Origin of the sequence: Saccharopolyspora erythraea (assembly GCF_018141105.1) — a bacterium.
Classification (GTDB): Bacteria; Actinomycetota; Actinomycetes; order Mycobacteriales; family Pseudonocardiaceae; genus Saccharopolyspora_D; species Saccharopolyspora_D erythraea_A.
This window is the reverse complement of record NZ_CP054839.1, coordinates 2,860,845-2,876,603: the sequence shown is the minus strand read 5'-3', so window position 1 is coordinate 2,876,603 and position 15,759 is coordinate 2,860,845. Positions and strand designations below refer to the sequence as shown.

The 15,759-nt window shown below is 71.5% G+C and carries 13 protein-coding genes; 8 read left to right on the top strand and 5 right to left on the bottom strand.

Annotation, left to right across the window (positions count from 1 at the left end):
- Positions 1 to 77: 77 nt before the first annotated feature.
- Entirely contained in the window at positions 78 to 1,052 is a 975-nt protein-coding gene (locus tag HUO13_RS13430) for a heme o synthase (protein WP_211901702.1), read from the bottom strand.
- Positions 1,053 to 1,506: 454 nt separating this feature from the next.
- Here HUO13_RS13430 and tkt point away from each other — a divergent pair, with 454 nt between their 5' ends.
- From tkt to HUO13_RS13395, 7 genes are all read left to right on the top strand, one after another.
- Positions 1,507 to 3,606, top strand: coding sequence for a transketolase (gene tkt, locus HUO13_RS13425; protein ID WP_211901701.1), 2,100 nt, complete (start codon positions 1,507 to 1,509; stop codon positions 3,604 to 3,606).
- A gap of 14 nt (positions 3,607 to 3,620) precedes the next feature.
- The gene (gene tal, locus HUO13_RS13420; RefSeq protein ID WP_211901700.1) at positions 3,621 to 4,721 is read left to right on the top strand and encodes a transaldolase; all 1,101 of its coding nucleotides are present in this window, start codon (positions 3,621 to 3,623) and stop codon (positions 4,719 to 4,721) included.
- A gap of 258 nt (positions 4,722 to 4,979) precedes the next feature.
- Complete coding sequence (locus HUO13_RS13415) at positions 4,980 to 6,623, top strand: glucose-6-phosphate isomerase (protein WP_211901699.1); 1,644 nt, start codon at positions 4,980 to 4,982, stop codon at positions 6,621 to 6,623.
- Positions 6,620 to 8,149, top strand: a complete 1,530-nt coding sequence (zwf, locus tag HUO13_RS13410; protein ID WP_211901698.1) for a glucose-6-phosphate dehydrogenase — start codon at positions 6,620 to 6,622, stop codon at positions 8,147 to 8,149. The genes HUO13_RS13415 and zwf overlap by 4 nt, the downstream gene beginning before the upstream one ends.
- Positions 8,146 to 9,111 (top strand): glucose-6-phosphate dehydrogenase assembly protein OpcA, encoded by a 966-nt coding sequence (gene opcA, locus HUO13_RS13405; RefSeq protein ID WP_211901697.1) that lies wholly within the window; start codon positions 8,146 to 8,148, stop codon positions 9,109 to 9,111. The genes zwf and opcA overlap by 4 nt, the downstream gene beginning before the upstream one ends.
- Entirely contained in the window at positions 9,108 to 9,887 is a 780-nt protein-coding gene (gene pgl / locus HUO13_RS13400; RefSeq protein WP_211901696.1) for a 6-phosphogluconolactonase, read from the top strand. The genes opcA and pgl overlap by 4 nt, the downstream gene beginning before the upstream one ends.
- Before the next feature lie 299 nt (positions 9,888 to 10,186).
- Positions 10,187 to 11,401, top strand: a complete 1,215-nt coding sequence (locus tag HUO13_RS13395) for a glycoside hydrolase family 10 protein (protein WP_211901695.1) — start codon at positions 10,187 to 10,189, stop codon at positions 11,399 to 11,401.
- 69 nt (positions 11,402 to 11,470) lie between these two features.
- Here HUO13_RS13395 and HUO13_RS13390 read toward each other — a convergent pair whose 3' ends face one another.
- The 4 genes from HUO13_RS13390 to rraA all read right to left on the bottom strand — a co-directional run bounded on the left by HUO13_RS13390 (position 11,471) and on the right by rraA (position 14,679).
- The gene (locus tag HUO13_RS13390; RefSeq protein WP_211901694.1) at positions 11,471 to 11,929 is read right to left on the bottom strand and encodes a pyridoxamine 5'-phosphate oxidase family protein; all 459 of its coding nucleotides are present in this window, start codon (positions 11,927 to 11,929) and stop codon (positions 11,471 to 11,473) included.
- A 190-nt stretch (positions 11,930 to 12,119) separates the two neighbouring features.
- A complete protein-coding gene (locus HUO13_RS13385) occupies positions 12,120 to 12,755 on the bottom strand; it encodes a potassium channel family protein (RefSeq protein WP_211902866.1) in 636 nt (211 codons plus the stop codon).
- Between the two features lie 19 nt (positions 12,756 to 12,774).
- A complete protein-coding gene (locus tag HUO13_RS13380) occupies positions 12,775 to 14,142 on the bottom strand; it encodes a TrkH family potassium uptake protein (protein WP_249124760.1) in 1,368 nt (455 codons plus the stop codon).
- Positions 14,143 to 14,202: 60 nt separating this feature from the next.
- Positions 14,203 to 14,679 (bottom strand): ribonuclease E activity regulator RraA, encoded by a 477-nt coding sequence (gene rraA, locus HUO13_RS13375; protein ID WP_211901693.1) that lies wholly within the window; start codon positions 14,677 to 14,679, stop codon positions 14,203 to 14,205.
- A 154-nt stretch (positions 14,680 to 14,833) separates the two neighbouring features.
- Here rraA and HUO13_RS13370 point away from each other — a divergent pair, with 154 nt between their 5' ends.
- Entirely contained in the window at positions 14,834 to 15,745 is a 912-nt protein-coding gene (locus HUO13_RS13370; RefSeq protein ID WP_211901692.1) for an amidohydrolase family protein, read from the top strand.
- The last annotated feature ends 14 nt before the right edge of the window (positions 15,746 to 15,759 follow it).

The following is a 15,759-nucleotide window of genomic DNA, read 5'->3' as shown; positions in this document are numbered from 1 at the left end:
GAGAAGACGGCTGAGAACCCGCGGGAGTCCAGCTGAGTCCCACACCGCAAGCGGCTCCGCCGCTTGTGAAACAGAACCTAGAACGGCCAGCCGAGCACCGGCAGGCTGAGCGCGGAGTCCACCGCCAGCGCCACGCACACGATCATCAGGTACGTGTTGGACAGGTGGAACAGCTTCAGCGGCTTGGTCGGCTCGCCCCGTCGGGTCTGCGCGTGCAGCCGGTGCGCGAGGTAGAGGAACCAGGCACCCGCGGCCACCGCGAACGCCGCGTAGAGCCAGCCGGTGGCCGGGGCCAGCAGCAGCGTCCACAGCACCATGAGCCAGGTGAACACCACGATCTGGCGGGAGACGTAGGTCGGGCGGGCGACCACCGGCAGCATCGGCACCCCGGCGCGCTCGTAGTCGTCCCGGTACTTCATCGCCAGCGACCAGGTGTGCGGCGGCGTCCAGAAGAAGATGATCCCGAACATCACCAGCGCGGGCCAGTCCACCCGCCCGGTAACCCCGGCCCAGCCGATGACCACCGGCATGCAGCCCGCGGCCCCGCCCCAGACGATGTTCTGGGCCGTGCGGCGCTTGAGCACCAGGGTGTAGACGAAGACGTAGAACAGGATCGTGGCGACCGCCAGCACCGCCGACAGCAGGTTCGTGGTCGCCCACAGCCAGCCGAAGGACCCGAGGCCGAGCGCGATGCCGAAGACCAGCGCGTGCCGGTTCGACACGGTGTGGCGCACCAGCGGCCGGGCGCGCGTGCGCTTCATCACCTGGTCGATGTCGGCGTCGGCGACGCAGTTGAGCGCGTTGGCGCTGCCCGCGGCCATCGTGCCGCCGACCAGCGTGGCGATCACCAGCCACGGCGACGGGATGCCGCGCGCGGCCAGCAGCATGGCCGGGATGGTGGTCACCAGCAGCAGCTCGATGACGCGCGGCTTGATCAGCCCGGCGTAGGCCTTCAGCAGCTCGGCGGGGCGCCGGGCGTGCCGGGCCTGGGGTGCGTCGACGGCGGTGGTCACGACGCTGCGCTCACCGACGGCATGGAACTCCTTGGTCACTTCGGCGGAGGTTCGCGCCGGAGCGAGGGCGCAGTTGGCACCTGCGGCACGGACCGCAATGAATAGTAGGCGCGCTACCTGAACGCGCCTCGGTCGGGTGGCAGGCGGGTGGCTACCCTGCCACCGGCGCGAGAAACGGTGGCACCGGTCACGGCTGCTCGCTGGGTATTCTCGACGCCGTTCCCGCTGCCGGTACCAGGTGCGGGGCGCGGCGCGGACGGTGGCCGGGTTCCCGTACGGCCGGTCCGCACGGCCGCGTCCACGTTCGGGGCGCGAGCAGGGGCGAGCTGCGCTGCGCGTTCGGCGACGCGGGAGACGACATCAATCCAGACGGGTCGCCAGGTCCCTGATCGGACATGACTAGGCTGCCCGTCGGACGAGGGATAACAGCGGTTCGGATCGGTCAAGTCAAGCGACCGCATTCGCCGCGCCGAGGGAAACTGGAGCTGCGTCCGTGTCCGTCACCGACGATCTTGCCCGCTTGACCACCAAGCGACTCCCCGAAGACTGGACCGAGTTGGACCAGCGCGCCGTGGACACGGCCCGGGTGCTGGCCGCCGACGCGGTCGAGAACTGCGGGAGCGGGCACCCAGGCACCGCGATGAGCCTGGCCCCCGCCGCCTACGCGCTGTTCCAGCGCGTCATGAGGCACGACCCCAGCGACGCCGAGTGGATCGGCCGCGACCGGTTCGTGCTCTCCGCCGGGCACTCGAGCCTCACCCTGTACGTGCAGCTCTTCCTCTCCGGCTACGGCCTGGAGCTGGACGACCTCAAGGCGCTGCGCAAGTGGGACTCGAAGACCCCGGGCCACCCCGAGTACGGCCACACCACGGGTGTGGAGACCACCACCGGCCCGCTCGGCCAGGGCCTGGCGACCGCGGTCGGCATGGCGATGGCATCCCGCCGCGAGCGCGGGCTGTTCGACCCCGAGGCCGCCGCGGGTGAGAGCATCTTCGACCACCACGTCTACGTCATCGCCTCCGACGGCGACATCGAGGAGGGCGTGACCTCCGAGGCGTCGTCCCTGGCGGGCACCCAGCAGCTCGGCAACCTCACGGTGATCTACGACGCCAACGAGATCTCCATCGAGGACGACACCCGCATCGCGCTGTCGGAGGACACCGCCAAGCGCTACGAGGCCTACGGCTGGCAGGTGCTCACCGTGCACGGCGGCGAGGACGTGACCGGGCTGCTCGAGGCCATCGAGACCGCCAAGGCCGACACCAGTCGCCCGACGCTGATCGTGCTGCGCACGGTGATCGGCTACCCCGCTCCGACCAAGATGAACACCGGCAAGGCCCACGGCGCCGCGCTCGGTGCCGAGGAGGTCGCCGGGGTCAAGCAGGCGCTGGGCTTCGACCCGGAGAAGTCCTTCGAGGTCGCCCCCGAGGTGCTCGAGCACGCCCGCAAGGTCGCCGAGCGCGGCAAGGCCGCCCACGACAAGTGGCAGGTCGAGTTCGAGGCGTGGGCGCAGGCCAACCCGGAGCGCAAGGCGCTGCTGGACCGCCTGAGCAAGCGCGAGCTGCCCGCGGGCTGGCAGGAGAAGCTGCCGACCTACGAGGCCGGCGGCAAGGCCGTGGCCACCCGCAAGGCCTCCGGTGAGGTCCTGGCGGCGCTGGCCGACGTGCTGCCCGAGCTGTGGGGCGGCTCGGCCGACCTCGCCGAGAGCAACAACACCACCATGAAGGGCGTGGAGTCCTTCGGCCCCGCCGAGATCTCCACCGGCAGCTGGACCGCCCAGCCCTACGGCCGGACGCTGCACTTCGGCATCCGCGAGCACGCGATGGGCTCGATCCTCAACGGCATCGCGCTGCACGGCGGCACCCGCCCCTACGGCGGCACCTTCCTCATCTTCAGCGACTACATGCGGCCCGCGGTGCGGCTCGCGGCGCTGATGAAGACCCCGGTCGTCTACGTGTGGACGCACGACTCGATCGGCCTGGGCGAGGACGGCCCGACCCACCAGCCGATCGAGCAGCTCGCCTCGCTGCGCGCCATCCCCGGCCTGTCGGTGGTCCGCCCGGCCGACGCCAACGAGACCGCCGCGGCGTGGAAGGCGATCCTGGAGGACACCAGCGGCCCCGCCGGCCTGGCGCTGACCCGCCAGGGCGTGCCGACGCTGGAGGGCACCGACGCCGAGGGCGTCGCCCGCGGCGGCTACGTGCTGGCCGAGGCCGGCTCCGGCGAGCCCGACCTGGTGATCATCGCCACCGGTTCCGAGGTCGAGCTGGCCGTGGAGGCCAGGAAGACCCTGGAGGCCGACGGCGTTGCAACCCGTGTGGTGTCCATGCCGTGCGTGGAGTGGTTCGACGCGCAGGACGATGCCTACCGCGAGCAGGTGCTGCCGCGGGGCGTGCGCGCCCGCGTGGTCGTCGAGGCCGGTATCGCGCAGCCGTGGTACCGCTTCGCCAAGGACAGCGGCGAGATCGTCTCGATCGAGCACTTCGGCGCCTCGGCGGACTACAAGACCCTGTTCAAGGAGTTCGGGTTCACCGCCGACGCCGTGGTCGCCGCGGCGCGCCGGAGCCTGGACAACGCACGCGCCAACGCGTGAGTGGAGGAACATCAGTGACCACCAACAGCAACCTCGAGGCGCTGAGCGACGCGGGTGTCTCCATCTGGCTGGACGACCTCTCCCGCAAGCGGATCAACTCCGGCAACCTGGCCGAGCTGATCTCCGACCACGCGGTCGTGGGCGTCACCAGCAACCCGACGATCTTCGCCAAGGCGCTGTCCAACGCCGCGGACTACGACGAGCAGGTGCGCGAGCTGGCCGCGCGCGGCGCGAGCGTCGACGACGCCGTCCGCGAGCTGACCACCCGCGACATCCGCGAGGCGGCCGACATCTTCCGCAACGTCTACGAGGCCGGCCACGACGGCCGCGTCTCGCTGGAGGTCGACCCGCGGCTGGCGCACGACACCGAGCGCACCGTCGCCGAGGCCCTGGACCTGTGGAAGGCCGTCGACCGTCCCAACCTGATGGTCAAGATCCCGGCCACCGTCGAGGGCCTGCCTGCCATCACCCGCGTGCTGGCCGAGGGCGTCAGCGTCAACGTGACGCTGATCTTCTCGGTCGAGCGCTACCGGGACGTCATGGACGCCTACCTCGCCGGTCTGGAGCAGGCCAAGGCCAACGGCCACGACCTCGCCCAGATCGCTTCGGTGGCCTCGTTCTTCGTCTCCCGGGTCGACACCGAGATCGACAAGCGCCTGGAGTCGGTCGAGGGCGGCCAGGAGCTGCGGGGCAAGGCGGCCATCGCCAACGCCCGGCTGGCCTACGCCGCCTACGAGGAGGTCTTCGCCTCCGACCGGTTCAAGGCCCTGGCCGCCGACGGCGGCAAGCCGCAGCGCCCGCTGTGGGCCTCGACCGGCGTCAAGGACCCGTCCTACTCCGACACCCGCTACGTCGACGAGCTGGTCGCGCCGAACACGGTGAACACCATGCCGGAGGCGACGCTTTTCGCCACGGCCGACCACGCCGACGTGCGGGGCGACCAGGTGTCGGGCAGGGCGGCCGAGTCGCAGCAGGTCTTCGACTCGCTGTCGGCCGCGGGCATCGACCTCGACGACGTGTTCGCCGTGCTGGAGCGCGAGGGCGTCGACAAGTTCGAGAAGTCCTGGGAAGAACTGCTGCAGACGGTTCGCGAGCAGCTCGACCAGGCCAAGTGAGCGGTGGGCGCGGGGCGCCGGCGGCCAGGCCGCCGGTGCTCCGCGCCCTTCCGGTGCGCGGCCATGCCGCGCTTGGCCGGATCAAGCAGACTGTGTGGGCACGCCGCCGGTGTCGTGCCCGCAGTTCGGCAACGCCGAGGACGGCACCCCGGCTCGCTGCGGGGGCCACGACGGCCGTCAGGTCGCCCACGACCACCGGCCGGTGCGCACCTCGGTGTCCAATCCACGCTATTGGAACTCGAGCGCTGAAGGATTTGCATGGCGACCGAAACCTCAGTCGAAATCTCCGACTCGGCGCTGGCTGACGAGGCCCGGCCGCTGGCCGAGCGGCTGGCCGGTGACAAGGCGGCGAGCAGGCTCGCCGCGAAGGATCACACCCTGTGGGGCCCGGACGCCGAGAGCGAGGCGTCCATCCGGCTGTCCTGGACCACCCTGCACGAGAGCTCCCGGCCGCTGCTGGCCGAGATCGACGCGCTGCGCGCGGATCTGCACTCCGAGGGGCTGGACCGGATCGTGCTGGCCGGCATGGGCGGCTCTTCGCTGGCGCCGGAGGTGATCACCGCGACCGCCGGTGTGCCGCTGACCGTGCTGGACACCACCGATCCCGGTCAGGTCGCCGACGCGCTGGCCGGCGACCTCGAGCGCACCGTGCTGGTCGTCTCGTCGAAGTCGGGCACCACCGTCGAGACCGACAGCCACCGCCGCGTCTTCGAGCGGGCGTTCTCCGAGAACGGAATCGATCCTGTGACCCGCATCATCGTGGTCACCGACCCGGGCTCGCCGATGCAGAAGGCCGCCGAGGAGGCCGGCTACCGCAAGGTCTTCACCGCCGACCCCGACGTCGGCGGCCGCTACTCGGCGCTGACGGCCTTCGGGCTGGTGCCCGCCGGGCTGGCGGGCGCCGACATCTCCGCGCTGCTCGACGACGCCGCCGCGGCCTTCGCTGCGCTGCGCGAGGACTCCGAGAGCAGCCCGGCCGTGCGACTGGCCTCGGCGCTCGGCGCGGCGCACGCCAGGGGCGCCGAGAAGGTCGTCTTCGCCGACACCGGCTCGGGCATCAAGGGCCTGCCGGACTGGGCCGAGCAGCTCATCGCGGAGTCGACCGGCAAGAACGGCACCGGCCTGCTGCCGGTGGTCACCGAGGACGCCCGCGCCGCGGGCTTCGCCGACGCCGGTGACGACGCGACGACGGTGGCGATCGGTCCCGCCGACGAAGCGGCGCGGATCAGCGTCGACGGCCCGCTCGGCGGCCAGTTCCTGCTGTGGGAGTTCGCCACCGCGCTGGCCGGCCGCCTGCTGGGCATCGACCCGTTCGACCAGCCCGACGTCGAGGCCGCCAAGAAGGCCGCGCGTGCGCTGCTGGACGGCGCGGGCGGCGGCCCGGCCGCGACCCCTGCGACCGTCGACGGCTCGATCGAGGTGCACCCCTCGGGCGACTGGCTCTCGGCCGGGGTCGGCACCGTCGCCGAGGCGCTGCGGGCGTTCCTGGCGACCGCGCCGGGCGGCGGCTACCTGTCGGTGCAGGCCTACCTCGACCGGCTCGACGACGCCTCGGCGGCCGTGCTGCGCCCGGAGTTGGCGCGCCGCACCGGCCTGCAGACGACCTTCGGGTGGGGGCCGCGGTTCCTGCACTCCACCGGGCAGTACCACAAGGGCGGCCACCAGAACGGGATCTTCCTGCAGATCACAGGCACCGCCGAGGAGGAGCTGGAGGTCCCCGGCCGGCCCTACACGCTGGGCGAGCTCCAGCGCGCCCAGGCGCTGGGCGACGGCCAGGTGCTGGCCGAGCACAACCGGCCGGTTCTCCGGCTGCACCTCAACGACCGGGCGGCGGGCCTGGTCGAGCTGGTGAAGGCGGTGCAGAGCCTGCACCAGGACCAGGCACAGGAGGGCGAGGCGTGAGTTCGCACTGGCAGAACCCATTACGTGACCCGCGGGACAAGCGGCTGCCGCGCATCGCGGGCCCGTCCGGGCTGACGATCTTCGGCGTGACCGGCGACCTGTCCCGCAAGAAGCTGATGCCGGCGATCTACGACCTGGCCAACCGCGGGCTGCTGCCGCCGGGCTTCGCGCTCACCGGCTTCGCCCGGCGCGACTGGGCCGACCAGGACTTCGGGCAGGTCGTCTACGAGGCGGTCAAGGAGCACGCCCGCACCCCGTTCCACCAGACGGTGTGGGACCGGCTGGCCGAGGGTTTCCGGTTCGTGCCCGGTTCCTTCGACGACCCGCCGGCGTTCGACAGGCTGGCCGAGACCGTCAAGCAGCTCGACGCCGAGCGCGGCACCGGCGGCAACCACGCGTTCTACCTGTCGGTTCCGCCGTCGGCGTTCCCGACGGTGCTCAAGCAGCTGTCGCGTTCGGGGCTGACCGAGCAGTCGCCCGACACCTGGCGGCGGGTGGTCATCGAGAAGCCGTTCGGCCACGACCTGGCCAGCGCGCAGGAGCTCAACCGGATCGTCAACGAGGTCTTCCCCGAGGACTCGGTGTTCCGCATCGACCACTACCTGGGCAAGGAGACCGTCCAGAACATCCTGGCGCTGCGCTTCGCCAACCAGCTGTTCGAGCCGATCTGGAACGCCCACTACGTCGACCATGTGCAGATCACGATGGCCGAGGACATCGGCCTCGGCGGCCGGGCGGGCTACTACGACGGCATCGGCGCGGCGCGCGACGTCATCCAGAACCACCTGCTGCAGCTGATGGCGCTCACCGCGATGGAGGAGCCGGTCTCCTTCGCGCCGCAGGACCTGCGCGCCGAGAAGCTGAAGGTGCTCTCGGCGACCAAGCCGGTCGGTCCGTTCGACCAGACCACCGCGCGCGGTCAGTACACCGGTGGCTGGCAGGGCGGTTCGCTGGTGCCCGGGCTGCACGAGGAGGGCGGTTTCTCCCCCGACTCCATCACCGAGACCTACGCCGCGATCACCCTGGAGGTCGAGAGCAGGCGCTGGGCCGGGGTGCCGTTCTACCTGCGCACCGGCAAGCGGCTGGGCAGGCGGGTCACCGAGATCGCGGTGGTGTTCAAGCGCGCCCCGCACCTGCCCTTCGACGACACCATGACCGAGGAGCTGGGGCAGAACGCGCTGGTGATCCGGGTGCAGCCGGACGAGGGCGTGACGATGCGCTTCGGCTCGAAGGTCCCCGGCACCTCGATGGAGGTGCGGGACGTGACGATGGACTTCGGCTACGGCCACGCCTTCACCGAGTCCTCGCCGGAGGCCTACGAGCGGCTGATCCTCGACGTGCTGCTCGGCGAGCCCTCGCTGTTCCCGGTCAACGAAGAAGTCGAGCAGTCCTGGAAGATCCTCGACCCGGTGCTGGACTACTGGGCCGCGCACGGCAAGCCCGAGTCCTACAAGGCCGGGACCTGGGGTCCGCCGTCGGCGGACGCCATGATGGCCCGCACCGGACGCACCTGGAGGCGACCGTGATCATCGATCTGCCGTCCACCACCACGTCGCAGGTCAACAAGAAGCTGGTCGAGCTGCGCGAGAGCGGTGGCGCCGTGGCGCTGGGCCGGGTGCTGACCCTGGTGATCGTCACCGGTGACGGGACCGAGGTCGAGAAGGCCATCCAAGCCGCCAACGACGCCAGCCGGGAGCACCCGGCGCGGGTGATCGTCGTGGCGCGCGGCCTCAAGCAGGCGGCGCCGCGGCTCGACGCCCAGATCCGGGTCGGCGGTGACGCCGGCGCGTCCGAGGTCATCGTGCTGCGCCTGTACGGCGCGCTGGCCGACGAGGGCGCCGGGTCGGTCGTGCCGCTGCTGCTGCCGGACGCGCCGGTCGTGGCGTGGTGGCCCAGCGACGCGCCGGAGAGCCCGGCCAAGGACCCGATCGGCGCGCTGTCGCACCGGCGGATCACCGACGCCGCCGCCGAGCAAGACCCCATCGGCGCGCTGCAGGACCGCGTCCGCTCCTACACCGACGGTGACACCGACCTGGCCTGGACGCGGCTGACGTCGTGGCGCGCGGTGCTGGCGGCGGCGCTGGACCTGCCGCCGCACGAGCCGGTCACCGCGGCCACCGTCAGCGGCGCGGCGGACTCGCCGTCGACCGACCTGCTGGCGGCGTGGCTGGCGAGCTACCTGGACATCCCGGTGCGGCGGCTGGAGCACCCGCGCGGCCCGGGCATCGTCTCGGCGGTGCTGGAGCGGCCGTCGGGCAACGTCGAGATCGTCCGGCCGGACGGCAAGGTCGGGTCGCTGACCCAGCCGGGCCAGCCGGACCGGCGGGTGGCGTTGCAGCGCCGCGAGGTGCGGGACTGCCTGTCCGAGGACCTGCGCAGGCTGGACCCCGACGAGATCTACGAGGCGACCCTGCACGGGCTCTCCAAGATCACCAAGGGCGACGAGGCCGCGGAGCAGGAGACCGACGAGGAGGGCGAGGAGTCGTGACCGCTCCTGACGTCGTCGTCCACGAGGGCAGCGACAGCCTGGCCGCCGCGGCCGCGGCCAGGCTGATCACCGCCGTCGTCGACGCGCAGACCGCGCGCGGTTCGGCGTCGGTGGTGCTCACCGGCGGGCGCACCGGGATCGGCGTGCTGGAGCAGGTCCGGCTCTCCCCCGCCTGCGGCGCGGTGGACTGGGGCCGGGTCGACCTGTACTGGGGCGACGAGCGGTTCCTGCCCGACGGCGATCCCGAGCGCAACGAGACGCAGGCGCGCAAGGCACTGCTCGACCACGTCGCCGTCGACCCCGCCAGGGTGCACCCGATGGCTCCGTCGGACGGCAGGTTCGGCCCGGACGCCGACGCGGCGGCGGCGCACTACGCCGAGGTGCTGGCCACCCAGGCGGACGCGGCGACCGACACGCCGGTGCCCGCGTTCGACGTGCTGATGCTCGGCGTCGGCGAGGAGGGCCACACCGCCTCGCTGTTCCCGGACACCCCGTACGTGCGGGAGTCCGGGCACACGGTGGTCGGCGTGCACGACTGCCCGAAGCCGCCGCCGACGCGGATCTCGCTCACCCTGCCCGCGATCCGCGCGGCCTCGCAGGTGTGGCTGATGACCACCGGTGCGGCCAAGGCCGAGCCGGTGGCGGCGGCCCTGAGCGGCGCGGACCCGGTCGACATCCCGGCCGCGGGCGCACACGGTCGCAACCGCACCCTGTGGCTGCTCGACCGCGAAGCGGCCGCGGCCGTCGCACCCCTCGAGGAAGCCGAGGAGCGCTGAGCCGGCGGTAGCTGGGAAGCGGGCCTGTCGCCACCGGCGGCAGGCCCGCTTCCGCTCTTCGGGGAAGCCGAGATCCGGCAACCGGACCAGTTCCGCGGTCGCATCCGGGGCACCCGGCTCGCTCGTCGGGGGCAAATCGCCGGTGGCCGGCCTCGCGGGCGGCCGGGCCGTGCAACCCTGCGGTGATCATCAACGTCACACCGGAACACGCCCACCACCGATCCACGTCCGGTCACCGCCCGCCGCCGCGCGCTACCGTCGGCGGCCGGCACCGGACCAGCTTCGAAGGCGAGTCCTCGATGACCTCCCACCCGTCCCGCAGGACGTTCCTGGGCGCGGCGATCGCCTCCGCCGCGTTGCTGCCCGGCCTGGTCGCCGTCGCGGGCGCGACGGCACCGGCCGGTCCGACCACCGAGATGCGCGGGGAGTGGATCTCCTCGGTGTCCAACATCGACTGGCCGAGCAAGCCCGGCCTGAGCGCAGAGGCCCAGCGCGCCGAGCACACCAGGCTGCTCGACCAGGCCGTGGCAGACAAGCTCAACGCGGTGTTCGTGCAGGTCCGCCCGACCGCCGACGCCTTCTGGCCGTCACCGCACGAGCCGTGGTCGCACTGGCTGACCGGCGAGCAGGGCAAGGACCCCGGCTACGACCCGCTCGAGTTCATGGTCGCCGAGGCCCACAAGCGAGGGTTGCAGTTCCACGCCTGGTTCAACCCGTACCGGGTGAGTATGCAGGCCGACCCGAACGCCCTGGTGCCCGAGCACCCCGCGCGCAAGCACCCAGACTGGGTCTTCGCCTACAACGGCAAGCTGTACTACAACCCCGGGGTTCCCGAGGCGCGCGCGTTCGTCGAGGAAGCCATCATGCACGCCGTCGAGAACTACGACGTGGACGGCGTGCACCTCGACGACTACTTCTACCCCTACCCCGCCTCCGGCCAGAAGATCCCCGACGAGGAGACGTTCCGCCAGCACGGCGGCGGTTTCGACAACATCGAGGACTGGCGGCGCAACAACGTCGACCTGCTGGTGTCCGAACTGGACCAGCGCATCCACGCGGCCAAGCCCGACGCCCGGTTCGGCATCAGCCCGTTCGGCATCTGGCGCAACGCCTCCAGCGACCCCAACGGCTCCGACACCAAGGGGCTGGAGTCCTATTCGGCCATCTACGCCGACAGCCGCAAGTGGGTCAAGGAGGGCTGGGTCGACTACATCACCCCGCAGATCTACTGGCAGATCGGGCACTCCGCCGCCGACTACGCGGTGCTGGTGCCGTGGTGGGCGAAGACGGTGGCCGGCACCGACGTCGAGCTCTACATAGGACAGGGCGCCTACAAGGTCGGCAGCGAGGGCTGGACCGACCCTGGCGAGCTGTCGGCGCACCTGACGCTCAACCGCGACCACCCCGAGGTCAAGGGCGACGTGTACTTCAGCGCCAAGTCCCTGACCGGCAACGCCAAGGACGCCTACGCCAAGGTGGTCGCCGACCACTACGGCGACGTCCACGCGCGGTGACGTGCGGGGGCCGGTGACCGCCACCGGCCCCCGCCCACCGCAGAGACAGGGGGAGGCGCGTCGGCTCCGTCAGCGCGCGAGCTTGCGGAAGTCCCAGCTGCGCACGGTTTCCGGGGTGATCCGCAGCCACGCGTGCCGCTGGTCGTGGACGAACTCCTCGGAGTCGAAGTACTTGCGCGCGAACAACCGCTCGGGCGCCTCCAGCGCCCGTTCGGGCTCCCCGGTCCTGGGCACCTCGCCGATCACCTCGGCGTCGCCGACCAGCTCCGCGCCCCGCAGCTCGTGGTACTCCACGCCGGCGTCGACCAGCACCGCCACCCGCGGGTTGCGGGCGATGTCGGTCCACCGCTGGCTGCGGGTCAGCGAGTACAGCCACAGCGACCCGGCGTTCCAGACGAACCACAGCGGTGTGACGTGCGGTCCCGATGGCCCGCTGGTCCCGACCCGGCAGGTCCGCTCCGAGGCCAGGAAAGCGTCCAGTTCGCCAGGGGACATGGCGATCCGCCGACCGCGCTTCTGCTCCACCACGCCCGGTTCCTCCCATCGACGAGCCGTCGGGCCGATCAAAGCACACCGGCACCCGTCACCCGGTCGGCAGGCACGGCCACGGGGTGTCAGGGCATGACTTCCATCTTCGAAAGCGGTGTCGGCCGCTTGGCCCATCCTCGTGACCGGCACCGCCGCCGGAACCGCCACGCAAGACGAGTTCAACGAACTCTCACGTGACGTCGGCGAACTCCTCCACCTGGTCCTTCTGCCCGGCCACGATGAGGATGTCGCCCTTGCGCACGACGGTGTCGGCGGTGGCGTAGGTGAACTCCTCCCCCGGCCGCTTCACGCCGACCACGGTGACGCCGTACTTGGAGCGCAGCCTGCTCTCGCCCAGTGCCCGGTCCACCGCCTCGTCCGGCGTGAGCGTCTTGACCAGCGCGAAGTCCTCCTCGATCTCGATGTAGTCGAGCATCCGGCCGGTCACCAGGTGCGCCACGCGCTCGCCCATGTCGTGCTCGGGCAGCACGACGTGGTGCGCGCCGACCCGTTCGAGGATGCGGCCGTGCTGCCTGCTGGTGGCCTTGGCCCAGATGTGCGGGATGCCGAAGTCGGCCAGCAGCGAGGTGGTCAGGATGCTGGCCTCCAGGTCGGTGCCGATCGCCACCACGGCGCGGCGGAACTGCGGCACGCCCAGCTGGCGCAGGCTCTCGGGGTCGGTGGTGTCGGCGACCGCGGTGTGGGTGAGCTCGTCGGCGTGCCGCTGCACCACCTCCGGCCTGGAGTCGATGCCCAGCACCTCCGACCCGCGGCTCACCAGCTCCCCGGCCAGCGAGCTGCCGAACCGGCCCAGCCCGATCACCACGATCTGACTCGCTTCGTTCCTAGCCAACGATCGGTCGCTCCTCCGGTCGTTCGTAGCGGCGCATGCGGTCCCGCAGCGCCAGCGCGGAGGCCAGCGTGACGGGACCGAGCCGCCCGATGAACATCAGCAACACCAGCAGCACCTGCCCGCCGGCCCCTACCTCCGGGGTGATGCCGGTGGAGAGGCCGACCGTGGCGAACGCCGAAACCGTTTCGAACAGCACCTGGTCGACCCCGAAAGGCGTGATGGCCAGCAGAACCAGCGTGCACGTCATGACCAGTGCGACGCCCAGCAGGGCGATGGTCAGCGCCTGACGCTGCACCCCCTCGGGCAGCCTGCGGCCCATGACGTGCACGGTGGGCTCACCGCGGATCTCGGCGTAGATCACGAAGGCCAGCAGCGCGAAGGTGGTGATCTTGATGCCGCCCGCGGTGCCCGCGCTGCCGCCGCCGATGAACATCAGCACGTCCTGCATGAGCAGGGTCCCCGGGTACATGCCGCCGACATCGAGGTTGTTGAAGCCCGCGGTACGGGGCATCACCCCGGCGAAGAACCCGGCCAGCAGCTTGCCGGGCGCACCCAGGGGCCCCAGCGTCGCGGGATTGGCCCACTCGGTGACGGTGATGGCCGCGCCCCCTCCGGCGAGCAGCACCGCGGTCCCCCAGAGCGTGATCCTGGTGTGCAGGCTCCACCGTCCCGGCCGTCCGAAGCGTCGTCCGATCTCCAGCAGGACCGGGAAGCCGAGCCCGCCCGCGATCACGGCGAAGGCGATGGGCAGGCAGAAGTACGGGTCTGTGGCGAAGCCGATCAGGTTGTCGGAGTAGAGCGCGAAGCCGGCGTTGTTGAACGCCGAGACCGCGTGGAACACGCCTTCGTAGACGGCCCGCCCGAGTGGCAGGTCGTAGCCGAGCGAAAGCCTCGCGGCCAGCGCGAGCGCAACCACGGTTTCGAACGCCACCGCGAGTACGACGATCCTGCCCAGCACCCTGCGGACGTCGCCCAGCCCGAGCGTCTTGGTCTCGGCCTGCGCCGTGAGCCGCATCCGCAGGCCGAACCGGCGCAGCACCAGCAGGCTGAGCAGCGACGCCAGCGTCATGATCCCGAGCCCGCCGAGCTGGATCAGGCACATGATCACGACCTCGCCGGCAGCCGACCAGTACGTCGGCGTGTCCACGACGACCAGGCCGGTGACGCACACCGCCGAAGTGGAGGTGAACAGTGCGGTGATGAGGTCGCTTCCCCGGCCGTTCTCGGTGGACGCGGGAAGCATCAACAGCAGCGTTCCGATCGCGATGAGCGCCGCGAAGCCACCCGCGACGAGCAACGCCGGGAGCCTGCGCGTGGCGATGCCCGTCTTGGTGCCCGTAGACCGAGTCCGTTGAACCACTGGGTGCACGTCCCGCTGTCGTCGTTGCCCGACAGCCTCGCAGAATAGCCCGCCCCGTGCTCAGTCCACCGAGGCTACGACGACGATGCCGTCGGTGTCGCTGACCAGGTGTTCGCCCGGAACGAATTCGACGCCGCCGAAGGACACCACCTCGTCGAGCACGCCCTCGCCGGTCTTGGTGCTCTTGCGCGGGTTGGTGCCCAGCGCCTTCACGCCGAACTCCATCCCGGCCAGCACGGCCGAGTCTCGCACCGCGCCGTGCACCACGACGCCGCTCCAGCCGTTGGAGCGCCCGAGCTCGGCGATCAGGTCGCCGATCAGCGCCGTGTGCACCGAGCCGCCACCGTCGACGACCAGCACGTCGCCCTCACCTGGCCCGGAGAGAACCTGCTTGAGCAGCGCGTTGTCCTGGAAGCAGCGCACCGTGCGGATCCGGCCGGAGAACACCGCGCGACCGCCGTAGTTGCGCAGCTGCACGTCGCAGCTGCGCACCGACGGTCCTTCCCGGTCGGCGAGGTCAGCGGTCGACAGGTCCATGGTTCCTCCACGCGACGTCTCCAGAAGTGGCGTGAGCGTATCGGCTCCGCCCGGTACCGGAATCGCGGTCGCGAGCAACGCCACACCGGTTCGAGCCCTCCGCGACCCGTCCGCACACACGGCGAGACGCGGCGTCCCCTTCTATCGTCGGGCGATGGGAGCCACCGGCAAGATGTCGCCGCTCGAACCCGTCGTCGACTCCAACGTGCACCTGTGGGACCAGCGCGTGAACCCGGTGTTCTGGCTGACCGACCGCACCGCGGCCAAGGCCCTGCTGGGCGACTACGAGTCGCTGCCCGACACCTACCTGCTGGAGGACTACCGCGCCGAGACCGAGGGCTGCGGCGTGCGGGGCATCGTGTGGTCCGATCCGGGTGCGGCCGACCCGGTGGCGGCGGCGGAATGGGTGCGGCGGCAGGACGACGGCAGCGGCCAGGTGACCGGGCTGGTGACGCTCGGCGACCCGGCCTCGCCGGACTTCGCCGGCCTGGTGGAACGCGTGCGGCGAATCCCGCTGGTGCGCAGCGTGCGCGTCCGGTTCGTCGAGGCCCTGGCTCCCGGCGGCGCGGCGGACGGGTCGCCGCTGGACGACCCGCGGACCATGGACAACCTCGCCCTGCTCGCCCGGCACAATCTGGTCGCGACGATCGAGGCCGAGAGCGGGCAACTGCACCTGGCCGCCCGGATCGCCCGCGAGCTGCCGGACCTGCGCGTCGTCATCGACCACTTCGGATGGCCGACCGACCTGACCGATGCGGGCTACCAGCGGCACACCGAGCGGCTCGACGCCCTGGCGGCGGAGCCCAACGTCGCGACGCGGATCGACGCGCTCGGCACGGTCTTCGGCGACTGGACCACCGACGGCGTGCGCCGCTGGCTGCTCGCGGCCGTGGAGATCTTCGGGGCGGGCCGGTGCATGCTCGGCTCCGACCTGCCGATCGAACGGCTGCGCTCGGGTTTCCGCCCGCTGTTCGACGCCTACGGCGAGATCTTCACCCACCACTCCGACGCCGAGCGCCAGATGCTCGGTCACGGCACCGCACAGCGCTGGTACGGCGCCCCGTGACAGCGGCCGCGGCC

What these genes read in the sequence shown, in the direction of transcription:
- HUO13_RS13395 (WP_211901695.1), top strand. Translation starts at nt 10,187, where the DNA reads ATGACCTCCCACCCGTCCCGCAGGACGTTCCTGGGCGCGGCGATCGCC.
- rraA (WP_211901693.1), bottom strand. Translation starts at nt 14,679, where the DNA reads ATGGACCTGTCGACCGCTGACCTCGCCGACCGGGAAGGACCGTCGGTG.
- HUO13_RS13415 (WP_211901699.1), top strand. Translation starts at nt 4,980, where the DNA reads ATGGCGACCGAAACCTCAGTCGAAATCTCCGACTCGGCGCTGGCTGAC.
- HUO13_RS13370 (WP_211901692.1), top strand. Translation starts at nt 14,834, where the DNA reads ATGGGAGCCACCGGCAAGATGTCGCCGCTCGAACCCGTCGTCGACTCC.